Origin of the sequence: Tritonibacter mobilis (assembly GCF_001681715.1) — a bacterium.
In the GTDB taxonomy this organism is placed as follows: domain Bacteria; phylum Pseudomonadota; class Alphaproteobacteria; order Rhodobacterales; family Rhodobacteraceae; genus Epibacterium; species Epibacterium mobile.
This window is the reverse complement of the sequence record NZ_LNWY01000006.1, coordinates 293156-310019: the sequence shown is the minus strand read 5'-3', so window position 1 is coordinate 310019 and position 16864 is coordinate 293156. Positions and strand designations below refer to the sequence as shown.

17 protein-coding genes are annotated in these 16864 nt (G+C 57.9%); 8 read left to right on the top strand and 9 right to left on the bottom strand.

Annotated elements, in window-relative coordinates; all coding sequences use genetic code 11:
• Window positions 1–154: 154 nt before the first annotated feature.
• From UB90_RS08295 to UB90_RS08280, 4 genes are all read right to left on the bottom strand, one after another.
• The gene (locus UB90_RS08295) at window positions 155–409 is read right to left on the bottom strand and encodes a hypothetical protein (RefSeq protein WP_065324449.1); all 255 of its coding nucleotides are present in this window, start codon (window positions 407–409) and stop codon (window positions 155–157) included.
• Between the two features lie 690 nt (window positions 410–1099).
• Window positions 1100–2743, bottom strand: coding sequence for a chaperonin GroEL (gene groL, locus UB90_RS08290; RefSeq protein ID WP_009179073.1), 1644 nt, complete (start codon window positions 2741–2743; stop codon window positions 1100–1102).
• 60 nt (window positions 2744–2803) lie between these two features.
• Window positions 2804–3091 carry a co-chaperone GroES gene (locus tag UB90_RS08285; protein WP_009178812.1) on the bottom strand — a complete coding sequence of 96 codons (288 nt, stop codon included), beginning with the start codon at window positions 3089–3091 and terminating at the stop codon, window positions 2804–2806.
• A gap of 252 nt (window positions 3092–3343) precedes the next feature.
• On the bottom strand, window positions 3344–4042 hold the full coding sequence (locus UB90_RS08280) for a DUF2161 domain-containing phosphodiesterase (protein ID WP_065324448.1): 699 nt from the start codon (window positions 4040–4042) through the stop codon (window positions 3344–3346).
• A 191-nt stretch (window positions 4043–4233) separates the two neighbouring features.
• Between UB90_RS08280 and UB90_RS08275 the strand changes: the two genes are divergently transcribed.
• On the top strand, window positions 4234–5184 hold the full coding sequence (locus tag UB90_RS08275) for a TraB/GumN family protein (RefSeq protein ID WP_065324504.1): 951 nt from the start codon (window positions 4234–4236) through the stop codon (window positions 5182–5184).
• 137 nt (window positions 5185–5321) lie between these two features.
• Window positions 5322–6230: a TraB/GumN family protein gene (locus UB90_RS08270; RefSeq protein WP_065324503.1), complete on the top strand. Its 909-nt coding sequence runs from the start codon at window positions 5322–5324 to the stop codon at window positions 6228–6230.
• 22 nt (window positions 6231–6252) lie between these two features.
• Here UB90_RS08270 and UB90_RS08265 read toward each other — a convergent pair whose 3' ends face one another.
• Complete coding sequence (locus UB90_RS08265; RefSeq protein ID WP_065324447.1) at window positions 6253–6933, bottom strand: hypothetical protein; 681 nt, start codon at window positions 6931–6933, stop codon at window positions 6253–6255.
• A gap of 206 nt (window positions 6934–7139) precedes the next feature.
• Here UB90_RS08265 and UB90_RS08260 point away from each other — a divergent pair, with 206 nt between their 5' ends.
• On the top strand, window positions 7140–8060 hold the full coding sequence (locus UB90_RS08260; protein ID WP_065324446.1) for a manganese-dependent inorganic pyrophosphatase: 921 nt from the start codon (window positions 7140–7142) through the stop codon (window positions 8058–8060).
• A 96-nt stretch (window positions 8061–8156) separates the two neighbouring features.
• On the opposite strand, the gene UB90_RS08255 is transcribed toward UB90_RS08260, so the two are convergent.
• The 4 genes from UB90_RS08255 to UB90_RS08240 form a co-directional block, all read right to left on the bottom strand.
• Entirely contained in the window at window positions 8157–8960 is an 804-nt protein-coding gene (locus UB90_RS08255) for a M48 family metalloprotease (RefSeq protein ID WP_235859287.1), read from the bottom strand.
• 141 nt (window positions 8961–9101) lie between these two features.
• Window positions 9102–9440: a DUF6616 family protein gene (locus UB90_RS08250; RefSeq protein WP_065324444.1), complete on the bottom strand. Its 339-nt coding sequence runs from the start codon at window positions 9438–9440 to the stop codon at window positions 9102–9104.
• 18 nt (window positions 9441–9458) lie between these two features.
• On the bottom strand, window positions 9459–10220 hold the full coding sequence (locus tag UB90_RS08245) for a DNA alkylation repair protein (protein WP_065324443.1): 762 nt from the start codon (window positions 10218–10220) through the stop codon (window positions 9459–9461).
• The gene (locus tag UB90_RS08240; protein ID WP_065324442.1) at window positions 10221–10745 is read right to left on the bottom strand and encodes a MarR family winged helix-turn-helix transcriptional regulator; all 525 of its coding nucleotides are present in this window, start codon (window positions 10743–10745) and stop codon (window positions 10221–10223) included.
• 230 nt (window positions 10746–10975) lie between these two features.
• Between UB90_RS08240 and UB90_RS08235 the strand changes: the two genes are divergently transcribed.
• The 5 genes from UB90_RS08235 (at window position 10976) to UB90_RS08215 (ending at window position 16834) form a co-directional block, all read left to right on the top strand.
• The gene (locus UB90_RS08235; protein ID WP_065324441.1) at window positions 10976–13021 is read left to right on the top strand and encodes a DEAD/DEAH box helicase; all 2046 of its coding nucleotides are present in this window, start codon (window positions 10976–10978) and stop codon (window positions 13019–13021) included.
• A gap of 143 nt (window positions 13022–13164) precedes the next feature.
• On the top strand, window positions 13165–14040 hold the full coding sequence (locus UB90_RS08230; protein WP_065324440.1) for a TIGR01459 family HAD-type hydrolase: 876 nt from the start codon (window positions 13165–13167) through the stop codon (window positions 14038–14040).
• Window positions 14041–14229: 189 nt separating this feature from the next.
• A complete protein-coding gene (locus UB90_RS08225) occupies window positions 14230–14673 on the top strand; it encodes a MaoC family dehydratase (protein ID WP_005606024.1) in 444 nt (147 codons plus the stop codon).
• 196 nt (window positions 14674–14869) lie between these two features.
• Complete coding sequence (locus UB90_RS08220; protein ID WP_065324439.1) at window positions 14870–15745, top strand: hypothetical protein; 876 nt, start codon at window positions 14870–14872, stop codon at window positions 15743–15745.
• A gap of 99 nt (window positions 15746–15844) precedes the next feature.
• Window positions 15845–16834, top strand: a complete 990-nt coding sequence (locus UB90_RS08215; RefSeq protein WP_065324438.1) for a hypothetical protein — start codon at window positions 15845–15847, stop codon at window positions 16832–16834.
• Window positions 16835–16864: the final 30 nt, after the last annotated feature.

The window sequence follows — 16864 nt, the reverse complement described above, 5'->3', positions numbered from 1 at the left end:
GGCAACGAGCCCGCCACGCGCCGCTTTGTCAAGGAACAGTCAGACACAAACCTGTGGACCACTCCGCTTGGTTGCGCATCAATAGCCCACCCTTTGCCTCACCGTTGGTATCATCCACGGCACCGGGGCAGAGATCACCTCTGCCCCGGCCACTTTAGAAAATGGGAGGAGGGTACCATCTCGGCGGATCTGCACGATCATATGTCGATGGTAAGCCGATATCCGCGCGAAGATGCGCGTTGAGGCTTGCATCGATCACACCGGCACGCGGAGGCCGCGTGATCAGGATCATGCGCACCGCCAGCACCAACCGACGTATCAGGCTGAGGCTGCGGAAGTGCTCCTCGACAACAAGGCGAGCAAGCATTGGGTTGGGTGCCATATCAGGCAAAACAGGGTTAGGCGTCATGAAAACTCTCCCCCGGCACACCGGGGCTCCTATCGTGTTGAGTTTGAAAAAGTGATGGATCGATACACTGATGCCCGATGAGTGGGCGGAGGTGTTGAAATCCCCTCAGTGCGAGCAAACCTGTGACAACAAACATCACAAGCACACGCCATGAGCGAGTGAACTTCAAAGATCTATCAACAAGTGGAAGTGGTGTTCAGCTCAATCCAGAGCCCATCGAATGAGATCGTTCAGCAGGTGCCTGCTGGTCGACCCATATATGCGCCGCCCACGTATAGGCCTGCACCAAATTGATCGGCCCAAACAGCGGTAGAGCGCATCTTGATCACAAAATTGGTCATAGGTGCCTCCTTCTGCCTTGGGTTGAACACAGGCGTCTCGTAACATGGCGGTACAAAATTCAGGTAGCGATAAATTGTGCCGACACAATCACTGTGGCCGCTCGGCAACTTTGCCGATGGCAAAAACGCAAGTTGCATCCGGGACAGATCGCCACAATGCGGCAGCGATACTTGCACGTCACGCCCCCGAGTGGGCCGCCCTGCATATGCTACGCGGTAGACACTGGCTCAGCTGCACCTCCTGCGCTGACGCGACAGCGACTTCAGGCCGTCGCAACACAAAAAAGGGCCGCCCAAAGGCGACCCTTTCGGCCCCGAGGGGCCATCATCCAAGACTGGATGGCGTGACTTACATCATGCCGCCCATGCCGCCCATGTCGGGCATGCCACCTGCAGGTGCCGCGCCTTCTTTGGCCGGTTTGTCTGCAACCATGGCCTCAGTCGTGATCAGCAGACCCGCGATGGAGGCTGCGTCTTCCAGTGCGGTGCGGGTCACTTTGGCCGGATCGATCACGCCGAAGGAGAACATGTCACCATATTCTTCGGTCTGCGCGTTGAAGCCGAAGTTCTTGTCTTCGGATTCGCGGATCTTGCCTGCAACCACAGCGCCGTCGACGCCTGCGTTCTCAGCGATCTGACGCAGCGGTGCTTCGAGCGCGCGGCGCACGATGGCGATACCTGCGTTTTGGTCTGCGTTCACACCGGTCAGACCATCGAGGGATTTGCCGGCCTGAACCAGAGCAACACCACCGCCGACGATCACGCCTTCCTGCACAGCTGCGCGGGTTGCGTTCAGAGCATCGTCCACACGGTCTTTGCGCTCTTTGACTTCCACTTCGGTCATGCCGCCGACGCGGATCACAGCAACACCGCCGGCCAGTTTGGCAACGCGCTCTTGCAGCTTCTCACGGTCGTAGTCAGAGGTGGTTTCTTCGATCTGAGCGCGGATCTGAGCAACGCGTGCTTCGATCTCTGCTTTCTCGCCCGCACCATCAACGATGGTGGTCTCGTCTTTGGTGATCTGGATTTTCTTGGCGGTGCCAAGCATGTCCATGGTCACGGACTCGAGCTTCATGCCGAGGTCTTCGGAGATCACTTGACCACCGGTCAGGATCGCGATGTCCTGCAGCATGGCCTTACGGCGATCGCCGAAGCCCGGTGCTTTGACAGCTGCGATTTTCAGGCCGCCGCGCAGTTTGTTCACAACCAGAGTTGCCAGCGCTTCGCCTTCAACGTCCTCAGCAATGATGAGGAGCGGCTTCTGGGACTGGATCACTTGCTCAAGGAGCGGAACCATCGGCTGCAGGGAGGAGAGTTTCTTCTCGTGCAGCAGGATGAGGCAGTCTTCGAGCTCTGCGGTCATCTTGTCGGCGTTGGTCACGAAGTAGGGCGACAGGTAGCCGCGGTCGAACTGCATCCCTTCGACAACATCGGTCTCGGTTTCCAGACCTTTGTTTTCTTCAACGGTGATGACGCCGTCGTTGCCGACTTTCTGCATCGCATCCGCGATCTGACGGCCGATTTCAGCTTCGCCGTTGGCGGAGATGGTGCCAACCTGTGCAACTTCGTCGGAGTCTTTGACTTCGCGCGCCATGGCTTTGATCGCTTCGACAACTTTGTCGGTTGCCAGATCGATGCCACGCTTGAGGTCCATCGGGTTCAGGCCCGCTGCAACCTGCTTCAGACCTTCGCGAACGATGGACTGAGCCAGAACGGTCGCGGTGGTGGTGCCGTCACCTGCTTCGTCGTTGGTGCGGGAAGCAACTTCCTTCACCATCTGCGCGCCCATGTTCTCGAACTTGTCTTCCAGTTCGATTTCCTTGGCCACGGAAACACCGTCTTTGGTGATGCGCGGTGCGCCGAAGGATTTTTCCAGAACCACGTTGCGGCCTTTGGGGCCGAGGGTCACTTTAACAGCGTCTGCGAGGGTGTTCACACCCTTCAGCATACGGTTGCGGGCATCGGTGTCGAATTTGACGTCCTTAGCAGCCATTTTTCAGTCTCCTTGAGAATACTGTAGTGTTGCGCGATGTGGGGTGTGTCGGAGCGGAGCTCAGACGATCACACCCATGATGTCGCTTTCTTTCATCATCAGCAGCTCTTCGCCGTCGACGGTGACTTCGGTGCCGGACCATTTGCCGAAAAGGATTTTGTCACCCTCTTTAACGGCCATCGCGATCAGCTCGCCGCTGTCCTTGCGTGCACCTTCGCCACACGCGACAACAACGCCCTCGGACGGTTTTTCCTTGGCGCTGTCGGGAATGATCAGACCACCTGCGGTTTTTTCTTCGCTTTCGGTACGGCGAACCAGCACACGGTCATGAAGCGGTTTCAATGCCATCTTTGCAGCTCCTCAAAAGGCTCAAAGTGTTTTCCTTTCCCCACGCCCAGAATGGGCCGCGGAGACGTTAGCACTCACCTCAGTCGAGTGCTAACTGCGGGATAGTTAGGCATAGCGAAATCGCGAGTCAACATGAGGCGACCAGAAAATTTGCGGTTCTTTGTGACAGCCCAGGCTAGCGTATGCGAGGGGCGCTGCCCCTCACACTCCCCGGGATATTTCTCGTTAGAAGAAAAACAAAAGGCCCTCAGGTCATTTCGTCTTTGGCTGGGCGGGTTGCGGTGTGGATGTGAGCCAGTTTTGATGCTCAGTTCGCCCCTTATCGGTCAGCGCATAAATTCCTTTCTCTACCCGCTCAAACCAGCCGTAATGATTGGAATACATCACTTGCGTTGCACGCGCGATTCCAGTGGTTTTGACAATATCCGCGCCGCGAGCCGGGCCGTATTCCAAAAGATGCAATGCGCAGGTCAGCGCATCCTGACGATACCCTGTCATCAGCCCGCCGCGTGTCGCCCCACCGGTATTAGGGTCGCCCTGGATGCGCGCAAATTCGCGCAGCAAGCGGGCAATTTTCACTTTGGATTTGCGCGGCGTATAAGGTCCGGGATCGCAATGAACCTCAGTACGACCATCCGCACGCACAGTGATCAACCCCAGCCCCAGACGGCGGCAAAGTGCAAGATTGTCTTTGAGAGTTCTGCGCGCGACTTTGCCGGTGGGGCGCGGGACAGCGATGTATACCGTATCTGATACCGCCAGTCGCGTAATCGCCTGATGGAACAAGCTGAGCGAAAAGCGCAGTTTCAGCTCTACAACCACCGGGGCCTCGCCACCGCGGATCGCGACCACATCGGCAGCCCCAACCTCGCCCTTCACCTCGTAGCCTTGCGCCTCAAGCAGCGCTTTGACCGGGGCATATAGATCCTGTTCACGTTCCATCACGGCCATGCTTGCCCCGCCCCGGTCGCAATGGCAATGTAGCACAACAGGAAAATTTCGAGCGGTGCGTCATGACTGGATTATTCTCTCGCCTCCGTCCCGTAGGCGGCTGGTTGGCGCGACCTTTGGAATCGTGGCGCACGGCACTAAGGGTTCGCCGCCTATTGGTCAGCGCGTCGATCTGTCTGCTGCCCCTGAGCATGGCGAACCCACTTCAGGCAGCCTGCACAGGCACGGATCTGCGCCGGACTGCTTCGCCCGAACTGCTTCGCGAGGTTCACGACGAGCTTGCTCGCACGCCCTATGCAAAAGGGTTGAGCTGGATTGCAACCAAAGACGAACGTCGGCTGCATATCATCGGTACCATGCATCTGAATGACCCCCGTCACGACGCCTTGGTCGCGCATATGACCCCAGCCATTGAACACGCAGATGCCGTGCTTTTGGAAGTGAACCGCGAGGACAAAGCCCGGCTGAACCGCGCGCTGGCTGAGACTCCTTCGATGGTATTCATCACCGATGGGCCAACGTTGATTGACCGGCTGCCACAAGAAGATTGGCAGCATATCGCGGCTCAAGCCAGTGCTGCAGGCATTCCGCCCTTCATGGCCGCAAAGATGCGCCCGTGGTTTCTGTCCTTGTCGCTGTCGGTTCCGCAATGCGCCCGCACCATAAAAGATGTGACCGACGGCCTTGATGCAAAGTTGATGCAGGTTGCCGAAGCGGCGGATGTGCCAACATTGTCGCTCGAAGATCCGCTTCGGCTGTTTCAAAAGTTGGATGCGGCGCCATTGGAGGAACAAGTCGAAGAACTGCGCAGCTACATCGCCATGATGGGGGTTGGGCCGGATGATTTCTACACAATGGTAGAGAGCTATTTTGACGGCGAGGTGCAGGAATACACCCTGTTGCAGCTCAAGCAGTTTCTTGCGGCCGAAGGCGAGATACCTGTAGCGGAGCGTCAGGCTCAACTCGACGAGTTACTGGAAACGCTCCTTTATCAGCGCAACCGCGATTGGATTCCCGTAATCGAAGCCACGGAGGGTGCGCAATTGGTCATTGCAATCGGGGCTGCCCATCTGCCCGGCGACCAAGGCGTGCTAGCCCTGCTGGAGGCCGAAGGCTACCAGATCGAAAGGGCCCCGCTATGATTGCCCGATTGAGAAAGCAACATCTGCTTCAGCGGCTGACACAAGGGCTGCGTAGCGCAGCTGTGATATTGCTCCTGTCGTCCTTCTCTCTTGGAGCTGGCACAACGGACGCCACCGCCCGGTGCGGGGGCATAGATTTGCGTGATCACCTGACCGACAGCGCCCGGGCGCGACTTGACGCTGATCTGGCCAAAGTGCCCTATGCCCTCGGAAATCACTGGATTGCAACGCGCGGCGCGCAACGTATCGATGTGATCGGCACCCAACACAGCGGCGATGCGCGCATGTCATCCATGATGCGGCGCATCCGGCCTTTGATCCGTCAGGCGGACGCGGTCTTTCTGGAAGTGACCGAGCCGCAAATGATCGCGGCCGATAGTGACCAAAGCGCTTTTGCCCGGTATTTTCTGCTGCCTCCCGGTCAGCGACTTGATCGAATGATGCCCGCAGACGACTGGAAGCTTCTGACCGCGCGCCTCGCGGCGCTTGGGATCGCGCCCGAGGCAGCTGCGAGAATGCAGCCGTGGTATCTCTCGGATTTCCTCACGGGCACCGACTGCCGCAAGCGCGGCTTTGGCAGCCAGCGGGGGCTGGACGACCGCATCGAGCGCACCGCCCGAACCGCCGGCACCCCTACATTGGGATTAGAAGCCCCGGAGGCTGGGCTGGCGGCGCTCGCGTCAATGCCGCTGCCTGATCAGGTCAAGATGTTGCGTTTTGATCTGCGCAGCAAAACCCGCCACGAAGACCTTTACATTACCCTGTCAGAATCCTTCTTCGACGGTCGTCTCACCGAAGGTCGCATCCTGCTGAGTTGGATGATCTACCGCGATCTCGACGTGCCCCGCCGAGAGGTGCATCGGCTCTTGGCGAGTTTCGACCGCGTTGTGCTGGAAAAGCGCAACCGCGCTTGGGTCAAACGGCTCACCGCGCGGCAGGAGCCACGTCTTGTTGTTGCGGTGGGGGCTGCACATTTGGCGGGTGACACCGGGCTTTTGAACATGTTGCGCCGCGCCGGGTATCAACTGGCGCCTGCACAAGACTGATCACGCCCGTGACCATGCCTGGTCAGCGCCCCGCCAGAGAGAACGCAAGGATCGGGATGGCGTTTTGCGCGCAGAGCCCGTTAATTTTTGCTTCGACGACCTGCCCCGCGCCAAAATAACTGGCGTTGGGGGTAAGAAGCTGTGGTTGATTATCAACGGTAACCAAGGGCGCATTATCGACATAGAGCTGCGCCGACAGATCGCTGCACCCTGCAGTGCTGTAAAACGCGATGGAAAACTCGCGTTCTTTGGCAAAGCCACCCAGCAGGATGTTATCGCTGGGACGTACATCCACATGCACCGTATCTAGAGGTGTACCAGAATCGCGCATTGCCACCCAGTCGCATTGCACGACCTGACCTGCACCCGCTTCACGTAGCGCGAGTTGTCGCGCCTCTACAAACGCCGCACCACTTTCGTTGATCGGCCAGCGGTACTCCCCGGCCTCTGTCACCAGCAGAAAGCTGGGGAACTCCTGATCGTTGGAAATCCCCTCGCATGTAATCTTGATCAGGCGGCGCTCAGTCATGTCATTGATGATCCACTGTTTGTCGACATCCACGCTGCGCCAACTGCCACTATAAAATGGCTGCGGCGAGGCATCGCTCTTTACCGCGTCGTTGCTGTCCTCCGCCAATACAGAGGTCGCCCCCAAGAGAAGAAGAACCGCGCTGGCAATTCGGTTTTGTAATGTGCTCGTCATTTAAAATATCTCCGCGACTAAGGGGGACGGCAAGTGCCACATATCAGGATAGGCATATGAGGCATTTCCCAGCAAGCACGTGCGCTCCAACACCGAACCCAGCCATGCGCTGCGCAGGAACCGGGGGCGCGACTGACGCGGGGTGACAAACCATGCGTCCCTGTTATAAGGCGCGGCAACAGACCCCGTCAGACAGGATCGTATTCATGACCATTCAAGTTTTCGGCCACAAATCTCCCGACACCGATTCCACCGGCTCCGCCATCGTCTGGGCTTGGTATCTGAACGAGGTGAAAGGCGAAGCGGCAACCCCCGTCCTCTTGGGCGAACCCAACACCGAAGCCGCCTTCATGCTGAAGCGCTGGGGCTTTGAGAAGCCAGCCATCATCGCCGACGTTGAAGCCGACGCACCGGTCGTGATCGTAGACACCAACAACCCGGCAGAGCTGCCTGCCTCCATCAACTCTGCCGATATCCGGGCGATCATCGATCACCACAAACTGGTCGGCGGTCTGGAAACCAAAGGCCCAATCGACATCACCGTGCGCCCGCTGGCCTGCACCGCCACCATCATGCATGATCTGATGGGCACCGATGCAGACCGCATGCCCGAGGACATCAAAGGTGCCGCGCTGACCTGCATTCTGTCGGACACGCTGGAGTTCCGCTCCCCCACCACAACCCCGCATGACCGTGCCGTGGCGGAAAAGCTGGCCATAGACCTCGGCCTCGACATTGCTGACTACGCAGCAGAGATGTTCGCCGCCAAATCCGATGTCTCTGCGTTTTCCGACGCCGAGCTGATCCGTATGGACTCCAAGGAATATGAGGTCGACGGCACCAAATTCCGCGTCTCCGTGCTGGAAACCACCGCACCGGAAATCCCACTGGGCCGCAAGGACAGCTTGATGGAGACGTTCAAAACCGTGCAGGCCGAAGACGGCGTTGATCAGGTGCTGCTGTTCGTGGTCGACATCCTGAAAGAAGAAGCCACCCTGCTGGTGCCAAATGATCTGGTGAAAGCCGTGGCAGAGAAGAGCTTTGGTGCCACAGTTGAGGGTGACCTCGTGGTGCTGCCCGGCGTAATGTCGCGCAAAAAGCAGATCATCCCGAACCTCAAGGTCTGATAGGCTGCACAACCTGCTGCAGATAAGAGCAAGGCCCGCTGCTTTCAGCGGGCCTTTTGATTTCTCTTTCGAACTTTGCCGATCCCAGACGGGAACTCAGTTGGCGTTGCGCAGACCGACCTGACCATCGATTTGGGCTTTGGTTGCAAGAACTGTCGCTACGCGCCTGCGATCTGGTGGATGGGTGCCCCAAATCGAATAGCCGCCCCCCGACCCGCGGGCCGCTTCTGACCTGGCAAAAAACTTTGCGCCCTCGACCGGATCATAGCCCGCATCATAAGCGATCCGGGTTCCAAGCGTGTCGCTTTCCAACTCATACGATTGCGAATAGACGATCCCACCCGCGCTGGCGCCAACGCCCATACCGATCCCCACAGCATCACTACTGTCGCCAACGATACCGGCCAGCGCCCCACCAATGAGCGCGCCAGCGAGCACTTGTTGCTGCTGCTTTTCGACATGCCTGCCGATCAGGTGCCCATATTCATGCGCCAGCACAAAGGCGACCTCATCATCGCTTCCGGTGTCCTGAATAAGCGGCAAGGAGATCCGAATGATAGGTTGCCCATTCTGATAGGTGAAATAGGCGTTGCGTTCATCCATCTCGCGATCAATGGCGATATCGACGTTGCAATTTACACCGGTCTTGAGCCGCAAACAGGTCTCACGTCCCGCACGCATCACACGGGGTTCGACACGCGCGAAACGTACTTCAGCGGCGCTGCGCGACAGGGTTTTTGGGGGCGGGCTTTGGCGCGCCTCGGCAAAAAGCCGCGCGGCTTCGTCAGAGTAGGCACCTCCCGTATCCGGCAACTCGTAGGTTGTCCCACAGGAGACCGCAGTAAGAAGTCCCGCCACCATCAACGCGGGTAAGGGAAAGCGCGAAAAACGGTTTAACATCATCTCTCTACTTTTGCATCTGGCGGCACGCCAAGACTAGATCGCCAAGAGATTACCACCCCCCGCTGCCACCACAAGCGAAAGAAGCCACCGCTTTGCCGAAGGCATACCCCCGGCAGCGATGTGCAGCCTGCAAATCGCTCAAACGGCGGCGAGCTGTGCCAGATGGGCGTTCAAATCATGTCCGACGCCGGATGCATTCACCGTGTCAAAATAATCATGCCAACCAGACGCGACGATCCCGTCCACCAAAGCCCTCATGGCCACTGCATCGGGTGCGCGCCAGATGGCAAAAAATTGCTGCGTTGGCGCATGCAGCATTCCCGCATCCACCTTGCCCAGCGCCAGCGGCTCGATACCAAGCTCCATCAAAGGCCCCATGCCCGCACCGATCCCATCAAAAAACTGACGCCGCGCCTCGGCATCAAGGTTCAGCCACGCGGGCTTAGGGGAATAAAGCTCAGCTAAATAATGCGACATGATTGTAGTCCTTTGAAATCACGTTTGTTTCTTTTTTGCGATAGAGCGCAGAGCGCGTTTGCAGATACGGGCTGTGGCCGGATTGCCGTTCTCTTGTTGCCAGCGATCACATAGAGATTGCACCCATCCCGGCTGATCCTTGCTGGCATCGTTGAGCCAATTTCCCACCGAATCCTGTACGTAGGCCGCAGGGTCCGCTCGCAGGGGCTCTAAAACCGGCAGAGCCTGCTCGGGGCGTTGACGTAACGGGGTAAGGTGCGCGCACCACACGCCGCGCGGGCGAATGGCCTCTGATGCGAAACGTCGGATGCGCTCGGAGGGATCAAGTGCCCAGACGCTCAATTCTGAAATCGCATCATCAAGGTCTGCTGCAATATTAGGGCGCAGCGCAAGCCACGCCCATTCGCGAACCCCGAAATGTGCATCATCTGCCAGACATCGCATGGACATAAGCCGCGTGCGCAGGGGCATCTCCTCTTGTTCGGCGATGAGATAGCAAGCCCAGCCGCGCAGAGTGTCCGATTTGTGCTGACAAAGCGCTGCGCCCATGCCCTGCGGGTAGGCATCGTGGATCAACTTCGCCGCCAAGGCCATGCGGCGCGTGATCCCCGCCCCGGAGGCGGCTTGCATTGCCGATAGCCGCTCTTGCCCGATGTCGGGAAAGGTTGCGCGCATGAGCGCTGCAAAATCCACGGCAAGACACTCCGTAAGTGTCGTGGACTCGGCCTGACCCGTGTTTAACAGGTTAAGGCGCTCTGACGGGATGTCTGCAACACGCATTTAGGCACCCTCAGCGCTCGGCGTATCGGTGTGTTTACCCTCCGCCAGATTGTGCCTGACCCGCGCCAACAGGTTTGAGAGCGTCTTGCGATCCTCTGGTTCGAACTCATTGAACAGCGATGCAATCCACTGACTGTGCTCGTCAAAAAGCGCGTCTGCCAAGACTTGTCCGGATGGGGTCAGCGTCACCAAGATCTTGCGCCGATCCTCACGATGGGCCTGCCGGGACACATATCCGTCGCGCTCCAACCCATCGAGAAGGCCCGTTACCGTGGCGCGCGTCACCCCCGCCCGTGTCGAAAGCTCATGCGGTGCGAGCCCTTCGGATCGATCGTGCAGCAGGCAGAGCAACACAAATTTCCCTTCGGACAATCGGTGTGGTGCAAGCCGGAGGGCGCACGAGCGATCAATTGCGCTTGCCAGAGCTAGCACTTCAAAACAGAGACGAATGCCACCGGCATCCCCCCGGCCCCGCCTCTGTGCCTCTGCGATCATTGAGATATGTTTTTGTTCCAGCGATTCCATATGGCACCTTATGATTAGGTGCCTTACTATAATCAAGCTCTAAGAACACACCACATAGAACCTTATCCCCCTCAGCCCGGTGAATGGCCACTTCGCACAAATGCAACACAGCCATGCAGCTATGGCGCATGAGATGTGCTATACAAAGCCTCAGCCTTGCGTTATACGCGCGATCTTGACCCAACGGGCGCAGGAAAGTGCCCTCTTTGTGATACGAACGGATCCCCCTCTTGATACCCACCTTGCAGCAGGCGCTGGAGCGCCGTGGTTACACGTCTCTCACCCCTGTTCAGGAGGCGGTCTCGGACCCGGAACTGGCAGGTGCGGATCTTTTGGTGTCCGCCCAAACCGGTTCCGGTAAAACAGTTGGCTTCGGCCTCGCCATTGCGCCTACCATTCTGAATGAGGACGGTCAGTTCGAACGTGCCGCCAGTCCGTTGGCTCTGGTTATCGCCCCCACCCGCGAGCTGGCGCTGCAAGTAAAGCGTGAGCTGAGCTGGCTTTATGGCGATGCAGGCGCAGTTCTGGCCTCTTGCGTGGGTGGGATGGATATGCGCGACGAGCGCCGTGCGCTTGAACGTGGGGCGCATATCGTTGTCGCCACACCGGGCCGTTTGCGCGATCACATCACCCGTGGCTCCATCGACCTGAGTGGCGTGGCCGCCGTGGTTCTGGATGAAGCAGACGAGATGCTCGATCTCGGGTTCCGCGAGGATCTGGAGTTCATTCTCGAAGAGACCCCGGAAGATCGCCAGACCCTGCTGTTTTCGGCCACCGTGTCAAAGCCGATCGCCGCACTGGCGCAGACCTATCAAAATGACGCGCAACGGATTTCAACAATCAACAAATCCGAGCAACACAGCGATATTTCCTATTTCTCTCATGTGGTTGCCCCCCATGACATCGAGAATGCGATCATCAACGTCCTGCGGTTTCACGAGGCTCCCAACGCCATCGTTTTTGCCAATACCCGTGCCGCAGTGAATCGCTTGCTGACCCGTCTGTCGAACCGCGGTTTTCAAGTTGTGGCATTGTCTGGCGAGTTGTCGCAATCCGAACGCGCAGGCGCTTTGCAGGCCATGCGTGACGGGCGCGCCCGGATCTGCGTCGCAACCGATGTGGCAGCACGCGGCATCGACCTGCCGAACCTCGATCTGGTGGTGCATGCTGATCTGCCGTCGAGCCATGAAACCCTGTTGCACCGGTCTGGCCGTACTGGCCGCGCGGGCCGCAAGGGCGCAAGTGCCCTGATGGTGACGCCGCGCTCCGTACGCAAAGCAGAGCGCCTGCTGCGGGATGCCAAACTTTCTGCAGAATGGGTCGATGCGCCATCCGCCGACGAGGTCCGTGGCCGCGATCTGGAACGGATGCTTTCGGATACCGTCTGGACCGAAGAAGCCCCAGAAAGCCAACAGGAAACATTGGTAAAGCTGGTCGAGAGCTTCTCGCCCGAGCAACTGGCGGCAGGGTATCTGCGGCTGTGGTCGGCAGCACGCTCGGCACCGGAAGAGCTGACCGATGTGGCCGCGATGGACACCCGCAAGAAAAAAGAAGACCGCGCGCCCTTTGGGCCGTCTGTCTGGTTCGCCATTGAGGGCGGTCGGGACGCAGGCGCAGATCCGCGCCGCCTGTTGCCGATGCTGTGCAAGGCTGGTGGCATTGATAAAACTGCCATTGGAGCCATTCGCATCGTTGGCGACAAAAGCTATGCCGAGATTGCCGAAGACAAGGTCGAAGGTTTCATGGCAACCCTCGGTGGTGACATGGCGCTGGATGATGGCTCCGCACTTGAGCGCCTGAACGAGGCCCCGAACCTGCCTGAGCGTAGCAAACCTCCGTTCCGCAAGGGCGGTGGACGCGGCGGCTTTGGCGGTGGCAAGCCCGGATATAAGGGCGAACGCAAAGGTGGGGGCGACTACTCCAGCGACCGCAAACCCTATCGCGGGCGCGACCGCGATGACGCAGCTGACCGGCCCGTGAAACCCCGCCCGGCCAAGCCCCGTCCCGCTGGTGACAAACCGGGCTATGACAAGCCACGTGGCGAGCGTTCCGAAAAGGGCAAATTTGACAAACCACGCGGGGACAAGCCGCGCGGCGACAAACCTAAATTCGACAAGCCCCGTGCAGATAAACCTCGTGGGGACAAGCCGAAGTTCGAAAAACCCAAAGGTCCGCCGCCCCCAAAAGGCAAACCAAACAGCAAAAAGAACAAAGCCCGCCGCGCTGATGCGACCAACACATCAAAGCGTTTCACCCCTCCGGGTCGAAAAGGGTAAAAGCCGCGACAACCTGCGGATATGAAACAGCGCCCTCGCTCGGGGGCGCTGTATTGCATTGTGGCGATCCATCGCCTGCCCTAGCCAAATCCGGCTGCCTCTGCCATAGGATGGGCAATCCTAACCGCGCATGAGGCCGCACCATGAGCCAGATCATCTCCACCCTTTCCGAGGTCTCCGACCGATACAAGGCGCTGTTTGTGGACCTCTGGGGCTGCGTCCATAATGGCATTACGGCCTATCCCGATGCAGTGGCGGCCCTGCAATCTTACCGTAAGGCCGGTGGCGTCGTGGTGCTTGTCACCAACTCTCCAAAACCGCGTGCAGGTGTGGCCGAGCAGCTCAGCCAGTTTGGCGTTCCCGATGACGCATATGACACCATTGCAACCTCTGGCGATTCCGCGCGTGCTGCCATGTTCACCGGCGCAGTCGGCTCGAAGGTCTATTTCATGGGTGAATGGGAGCGCGATGCCGGTTTCTTTGAACCGATGAAGGTGGTCGATAATCCCATTGAGATCACCCGCACTCCCCTGAAAGAAGCCGAAGGTATCGTGTGCTGCGGCCCATTCGACACGATGGCCGATCCTGAGGTGAATCGCGCTGATTTTCTTTATGCAAAACAGATGGGTATGAAACTCCTCTGCGCCAACCCTGATATCATCGTTGACCGGGGAGAGGTGCGCGAGTGGTGCGCGGGCGCACTTGCGAAACTCTATACAGAGATGGGCGGCGAGAGCCTTTATTTCGGCAAACCGCATCCACCAATTTATGATCTCGCCCGGCGTCGACTGACGGAAATCGGTCACGATATTTCAGACCGTGACATCCTCGCAATCGGTGATGGCCCACATACGGACATCTCCGGCGGCATGGGGGAAGGCGTGGACACGCTTTTCATCACTGGCGGCTTGGCCGCAAAAGACACCAAGACCGACACACAACCTGATGCCGCGTCGCTGGAATCCTATCTCACTCAGGAACAGATCGCTCCGACTTATAGCATCGGCTTTCTGCGTTAACCTAACGAAACAGACCCAAACGGGCCCGTCTTCTCCGACAGGAGAAGGCGGGCCTTTTGCTGTCGCCCAACGGGCGTCCGGTTGGCGACATCTGCCGGGTTGACTTTCTGCAGTTGCGAGGTAATAAAATTACCAATCAAGCAACAAATGAAACGCATTATTGCCAAACGGCCATCTCTGAGAGGTAAGATGTTGGATAATTTCCCCCGCGGAACCATCTGTATCGAGGATATCGAGATGGGTATGATCCGTTACCTGCGCAAGCAAGTGACCGATCGCGACATCGAACTGTTTGCCGAAGTGTCCACCGACCGCAACCCAGTGCATCTGGACGAAGATTACGCTCAAGACACCATGTTTCACGGCCGCATCGCCCATGGCATGCTGACCGCTGGCCTGATTTCTGCCGTGATCGGCGAGCAACTCCCCGGGCATGGCACGATCTATATGAGCCAGAACCTGAAATTCCTCGCTCCTGTACGGCCGGGCGACATGGTTTTGGCAGAAGTAGAAGTGACCGACATCCAGATCGACAAACGCCGCGTGAAGCTGGACTGCCGCTGCATTGTAGACGGTAAGAAGGTGTTGACCGGTGAAGCCATGGTTATGGCCCCGTCCCGAAAGTTCGACTGATCCTGCGAAATACTGCCTAACGACGCAAAAGAATATCTTTGCAACAGTAACACTTACAGAGCCCACAAAGCCACCTGTCAGCGTGAAACATCGCGATACTTCGCTGCTGCACCGTCACCGTTAAGTTGCGATTTGACCGCAACTTTGACGCACTTTACTTTTATCCTCGCGATAAAAGGGCAGACAGGTCGGGAAGATGCAGATCATTATACATGCCGGGGCGCATGGCACAGAAGAAGATCGGCTGATGAAGACCTTGCTGCGCAACAAGGAGGATTTCCTTGAGCGCGGCACATCCGTTCCCGGTCCTGCAAAATATCGCTCTCTGCTCAAGGATTGTATGTTGGCAGCCCAAATGGGGGAGCCCTCCCCTGATTCACGCGATTTTCTCTGGGATGCTATCCTCGAAGAGGAAACCGCCGAGCGCGTCATCCTGTCCAATCCACATTTCTTCGGCTCCCAGCGCGACGCGCTCGAAGGTCAAAGGCTATATCCCGAAGCAGAGCAGCGCCTGATGGCAATGAAAGCGCTGTTCCCCGAAGACGACCTGCACCTCTTTATGGCTATCCGAAGCCCTGTGAGTTTTTTGTCCAAACTACTGGAAAAAGCAGGCAACGGACGCAGGCAAACGGTTCTGAACAACACCAACCCGCTGGATCTGCGCTGGTCCGCAATGGCAGCCCGCATCCGCACCGCCGTGCCAGATGTCCCGATCACGCTCTGGTGTTACGAGGATTCTCCATTCCTTTGGGCACAGATCTTGCGCGAAATGGGCGACATGAAACCCGACAGCAAGATCAGAGGTGGCATGGATCTCTTGGCGTCGATCATGACGCGCGAAGGTATGCGCCGCCTGCGGCAATATTTGCATGAGCGCCCTGAAATGACCGAGGTCTTCAAACGCAAGGTCTTTGCCGCGTTTCTTGATAAATTCGCGCTGGAAGAAGAACTCGAAGAAGAGTTGGACATCGCCGACTGGACGCCGGAATTCGTCGAAGAGATCGAGCAAGCCTATGACGCAGATGTCGCCCAGCTGCAAAAAATTCCCGGCGTCACCTTGCTGACACCCTAGTCTGTGACGGCCTCTTTCGCTGGTGCCAAAGGTGTTTACGCTCAAGGTGCAGGGCGATAGGAAGGTCTGGTGAATTTCCCAGATCACAAAGAGAGTGTCATGTCCGGGCAGGTCTTCAACATCCTAATCGTCGGCCAATCTGGCCGATTGATGTATGAAGCCGTCCTGTTTGCAGCATCACTGCGTCACATGAGCCCGAACTTTCAGGGTCGCTTGATCGTTGCGGTGCCGCAGCCGGGCCATCTGTGGTCACAAGATCCATCCATCCGAAACGAACCGGTGCTCGAAACGCTCTCGCGTCTGGATGTCGAAATCATCCCCTTTGAAAACCATCACTTCGGGCAGGCCTATGCCTATGGCAACAAGATCGAAGCACTCTCTGTGTTGCCAAAAGATGAACCCTTCGTGTTCTTTGACACGGACACATTGATCACCGGTGATATTGGCGCTGTACCTTTCGATTTCTCTCGCCCCTCAGCCAGTTTGCGCCGCGAGGGCACGTGGCCAAAGCCGACCTTATATGGTCCCGGATATAGCGAAATCTGGCGTACACTCTATGACCGGTTCGGGCTGGATTTTGAAAGCAGCCTCGACCGCTCTCAACCGGACGAGTATTGGAAGCGCTACCTTTATTTCAATGCAGGTTATTTCTACGGCCCCTGCCCGCATGTCTTTGGCTCACGGTTCTTGGAGTATGTCGTTTCAATCCGGGATGATCTGCCGCAGGCACTGGTGTGCCAGTCGCTTGATCCATGGCTCGATCAGATCGCCCTGCCTTTGGTGATCCATTCCCTGGGCGGTGCGCGTGACAGCCTGCCAGACGGCTATCTCGATGGCTCTACCAGCTGTCACTACCGGACCTTTCCGCTGCTCTACGCGCGTGAGAGCGACCATGTCGTGGCCACCCTAGAAGAGGTCTGCGCCCCAAACTGGATCAAAAAGGTCCTCAAATCCTATGAGCCAATTAAGCGCTTGGTCTATCAGGGCAAAGGTCAGCGTGTACGGGTGCTCTTTGATCGCGACAACCTCCCCCGACGGGAGCAAGCCATTCGCAATAAAATTAAATCCGAAGGCCTGTGGATGCGCTGAGGCCGGGCTTTGCCGCACCTTCCCGAACAC

Bases quoted from the DNA above. Each gene is read 5' to 3' on its own strand.
- UB90_RS08295 (WP_065324449.1), bottom strand. From the start codon at position 409: ATGACGCCTAACCCTGTTTTGCCTGATATGGCACCCAACCCAATGCTT.
- groL (WP_009179073.1), bottom strand. From the start codon at position 2,743: ATGGCTGCTAAGGACGTCAAATTCGACACCGATGCCCGCAACCGTATG.
- UB90_RS08285 (WP_009178812.1), bottom strand. From the start codon at position 3,091: ATGGCATTGAAACCGCTTCATGACCGTGTGCTGGTTCGCCGTACCGAA.
- UB90_RS08280 (WP_065324448.1), bottom strand. From the start codon at position 4,042: ATGGCCGTGATGGAACGTGAACAGGATCTATATGCCCCGGTCAAAGCG.
- UB90_RS08275 (WP_065324504.1), top strand. From the start codon at position 4,234: ATGGCGAACCCACTTCAGGCAGCCTGCACAGGCACGGATCTGCGCCGG.
- UB90_RS08265 (WP_065324447.1), bottom strand. From the start codon at position 6,933: ATGACGAGCACATTACAAAACCGAATTGCCAGCGCGGTTCTTCTTCTC.
- UB90_RS08260 (WP_065324446.1), top strand. From the start codon at position 7,140: ATGACCATTCAAGTTTTCGGCCACAAATCTCCCGACACCGATTCCACC.
- UB90_RS08255 (WP_235859287.1), bottom strand. From the start codon at position 8,960: ATGTTAAACCGTTTTTCGCGCTTTCCCTTACCCGCGTTGATGGTGGCG.
- UB90_RS08250 (WP_065324444.1), bottom strand. From the start codon at position 9,440: ATGTCGCATTATTTAGCTGAGCTTTATTCCCCTAAGCCCGCGTGGCTG.
- UB90_RS08245 (WP_065324443.1), bottom strand. From the start codon at position 10,220: ATGCGTGTTGCAGACATCCCGTCAGAGCGCCTTAACCTGTTAAACACG.
- UB90_RS08240 (WP_065324442.1), bottom strand. From the start codon at position 10,745: ATGGAATCGCTGGAACAAAAACATATCTCAATGATCGCAGAGGCACAG.
- UB90_RS08230 (WP_065324440.1), top strand. From the start codon at position 13,165: ATGAGCCAGATCATCTCCACCCTTTCCGAGGTCTCCGACCGATACAAG.
- UB90_RS08225 (WP_005606024.1), top strand. From the start codon at position 14,230: ATGTTGGATAATTTCCCCCGCGGAACCATCTGTATCGAGGATATCGAG.
- UB90_RS08220 (WP_065324439.1), top strand. From the start codon at position 14,870: ATGCAGATCATTATACATGCCGGGGCGCATGGCACAGAAGAAGATCGG.
- UB90_RS08215 (WP_065324438.1), top strand. From the start codon at position 15,845: ATGTCCGGGCAGGTCTTCAACATCCTAATCGTCGGCCAATCTGGCCGA.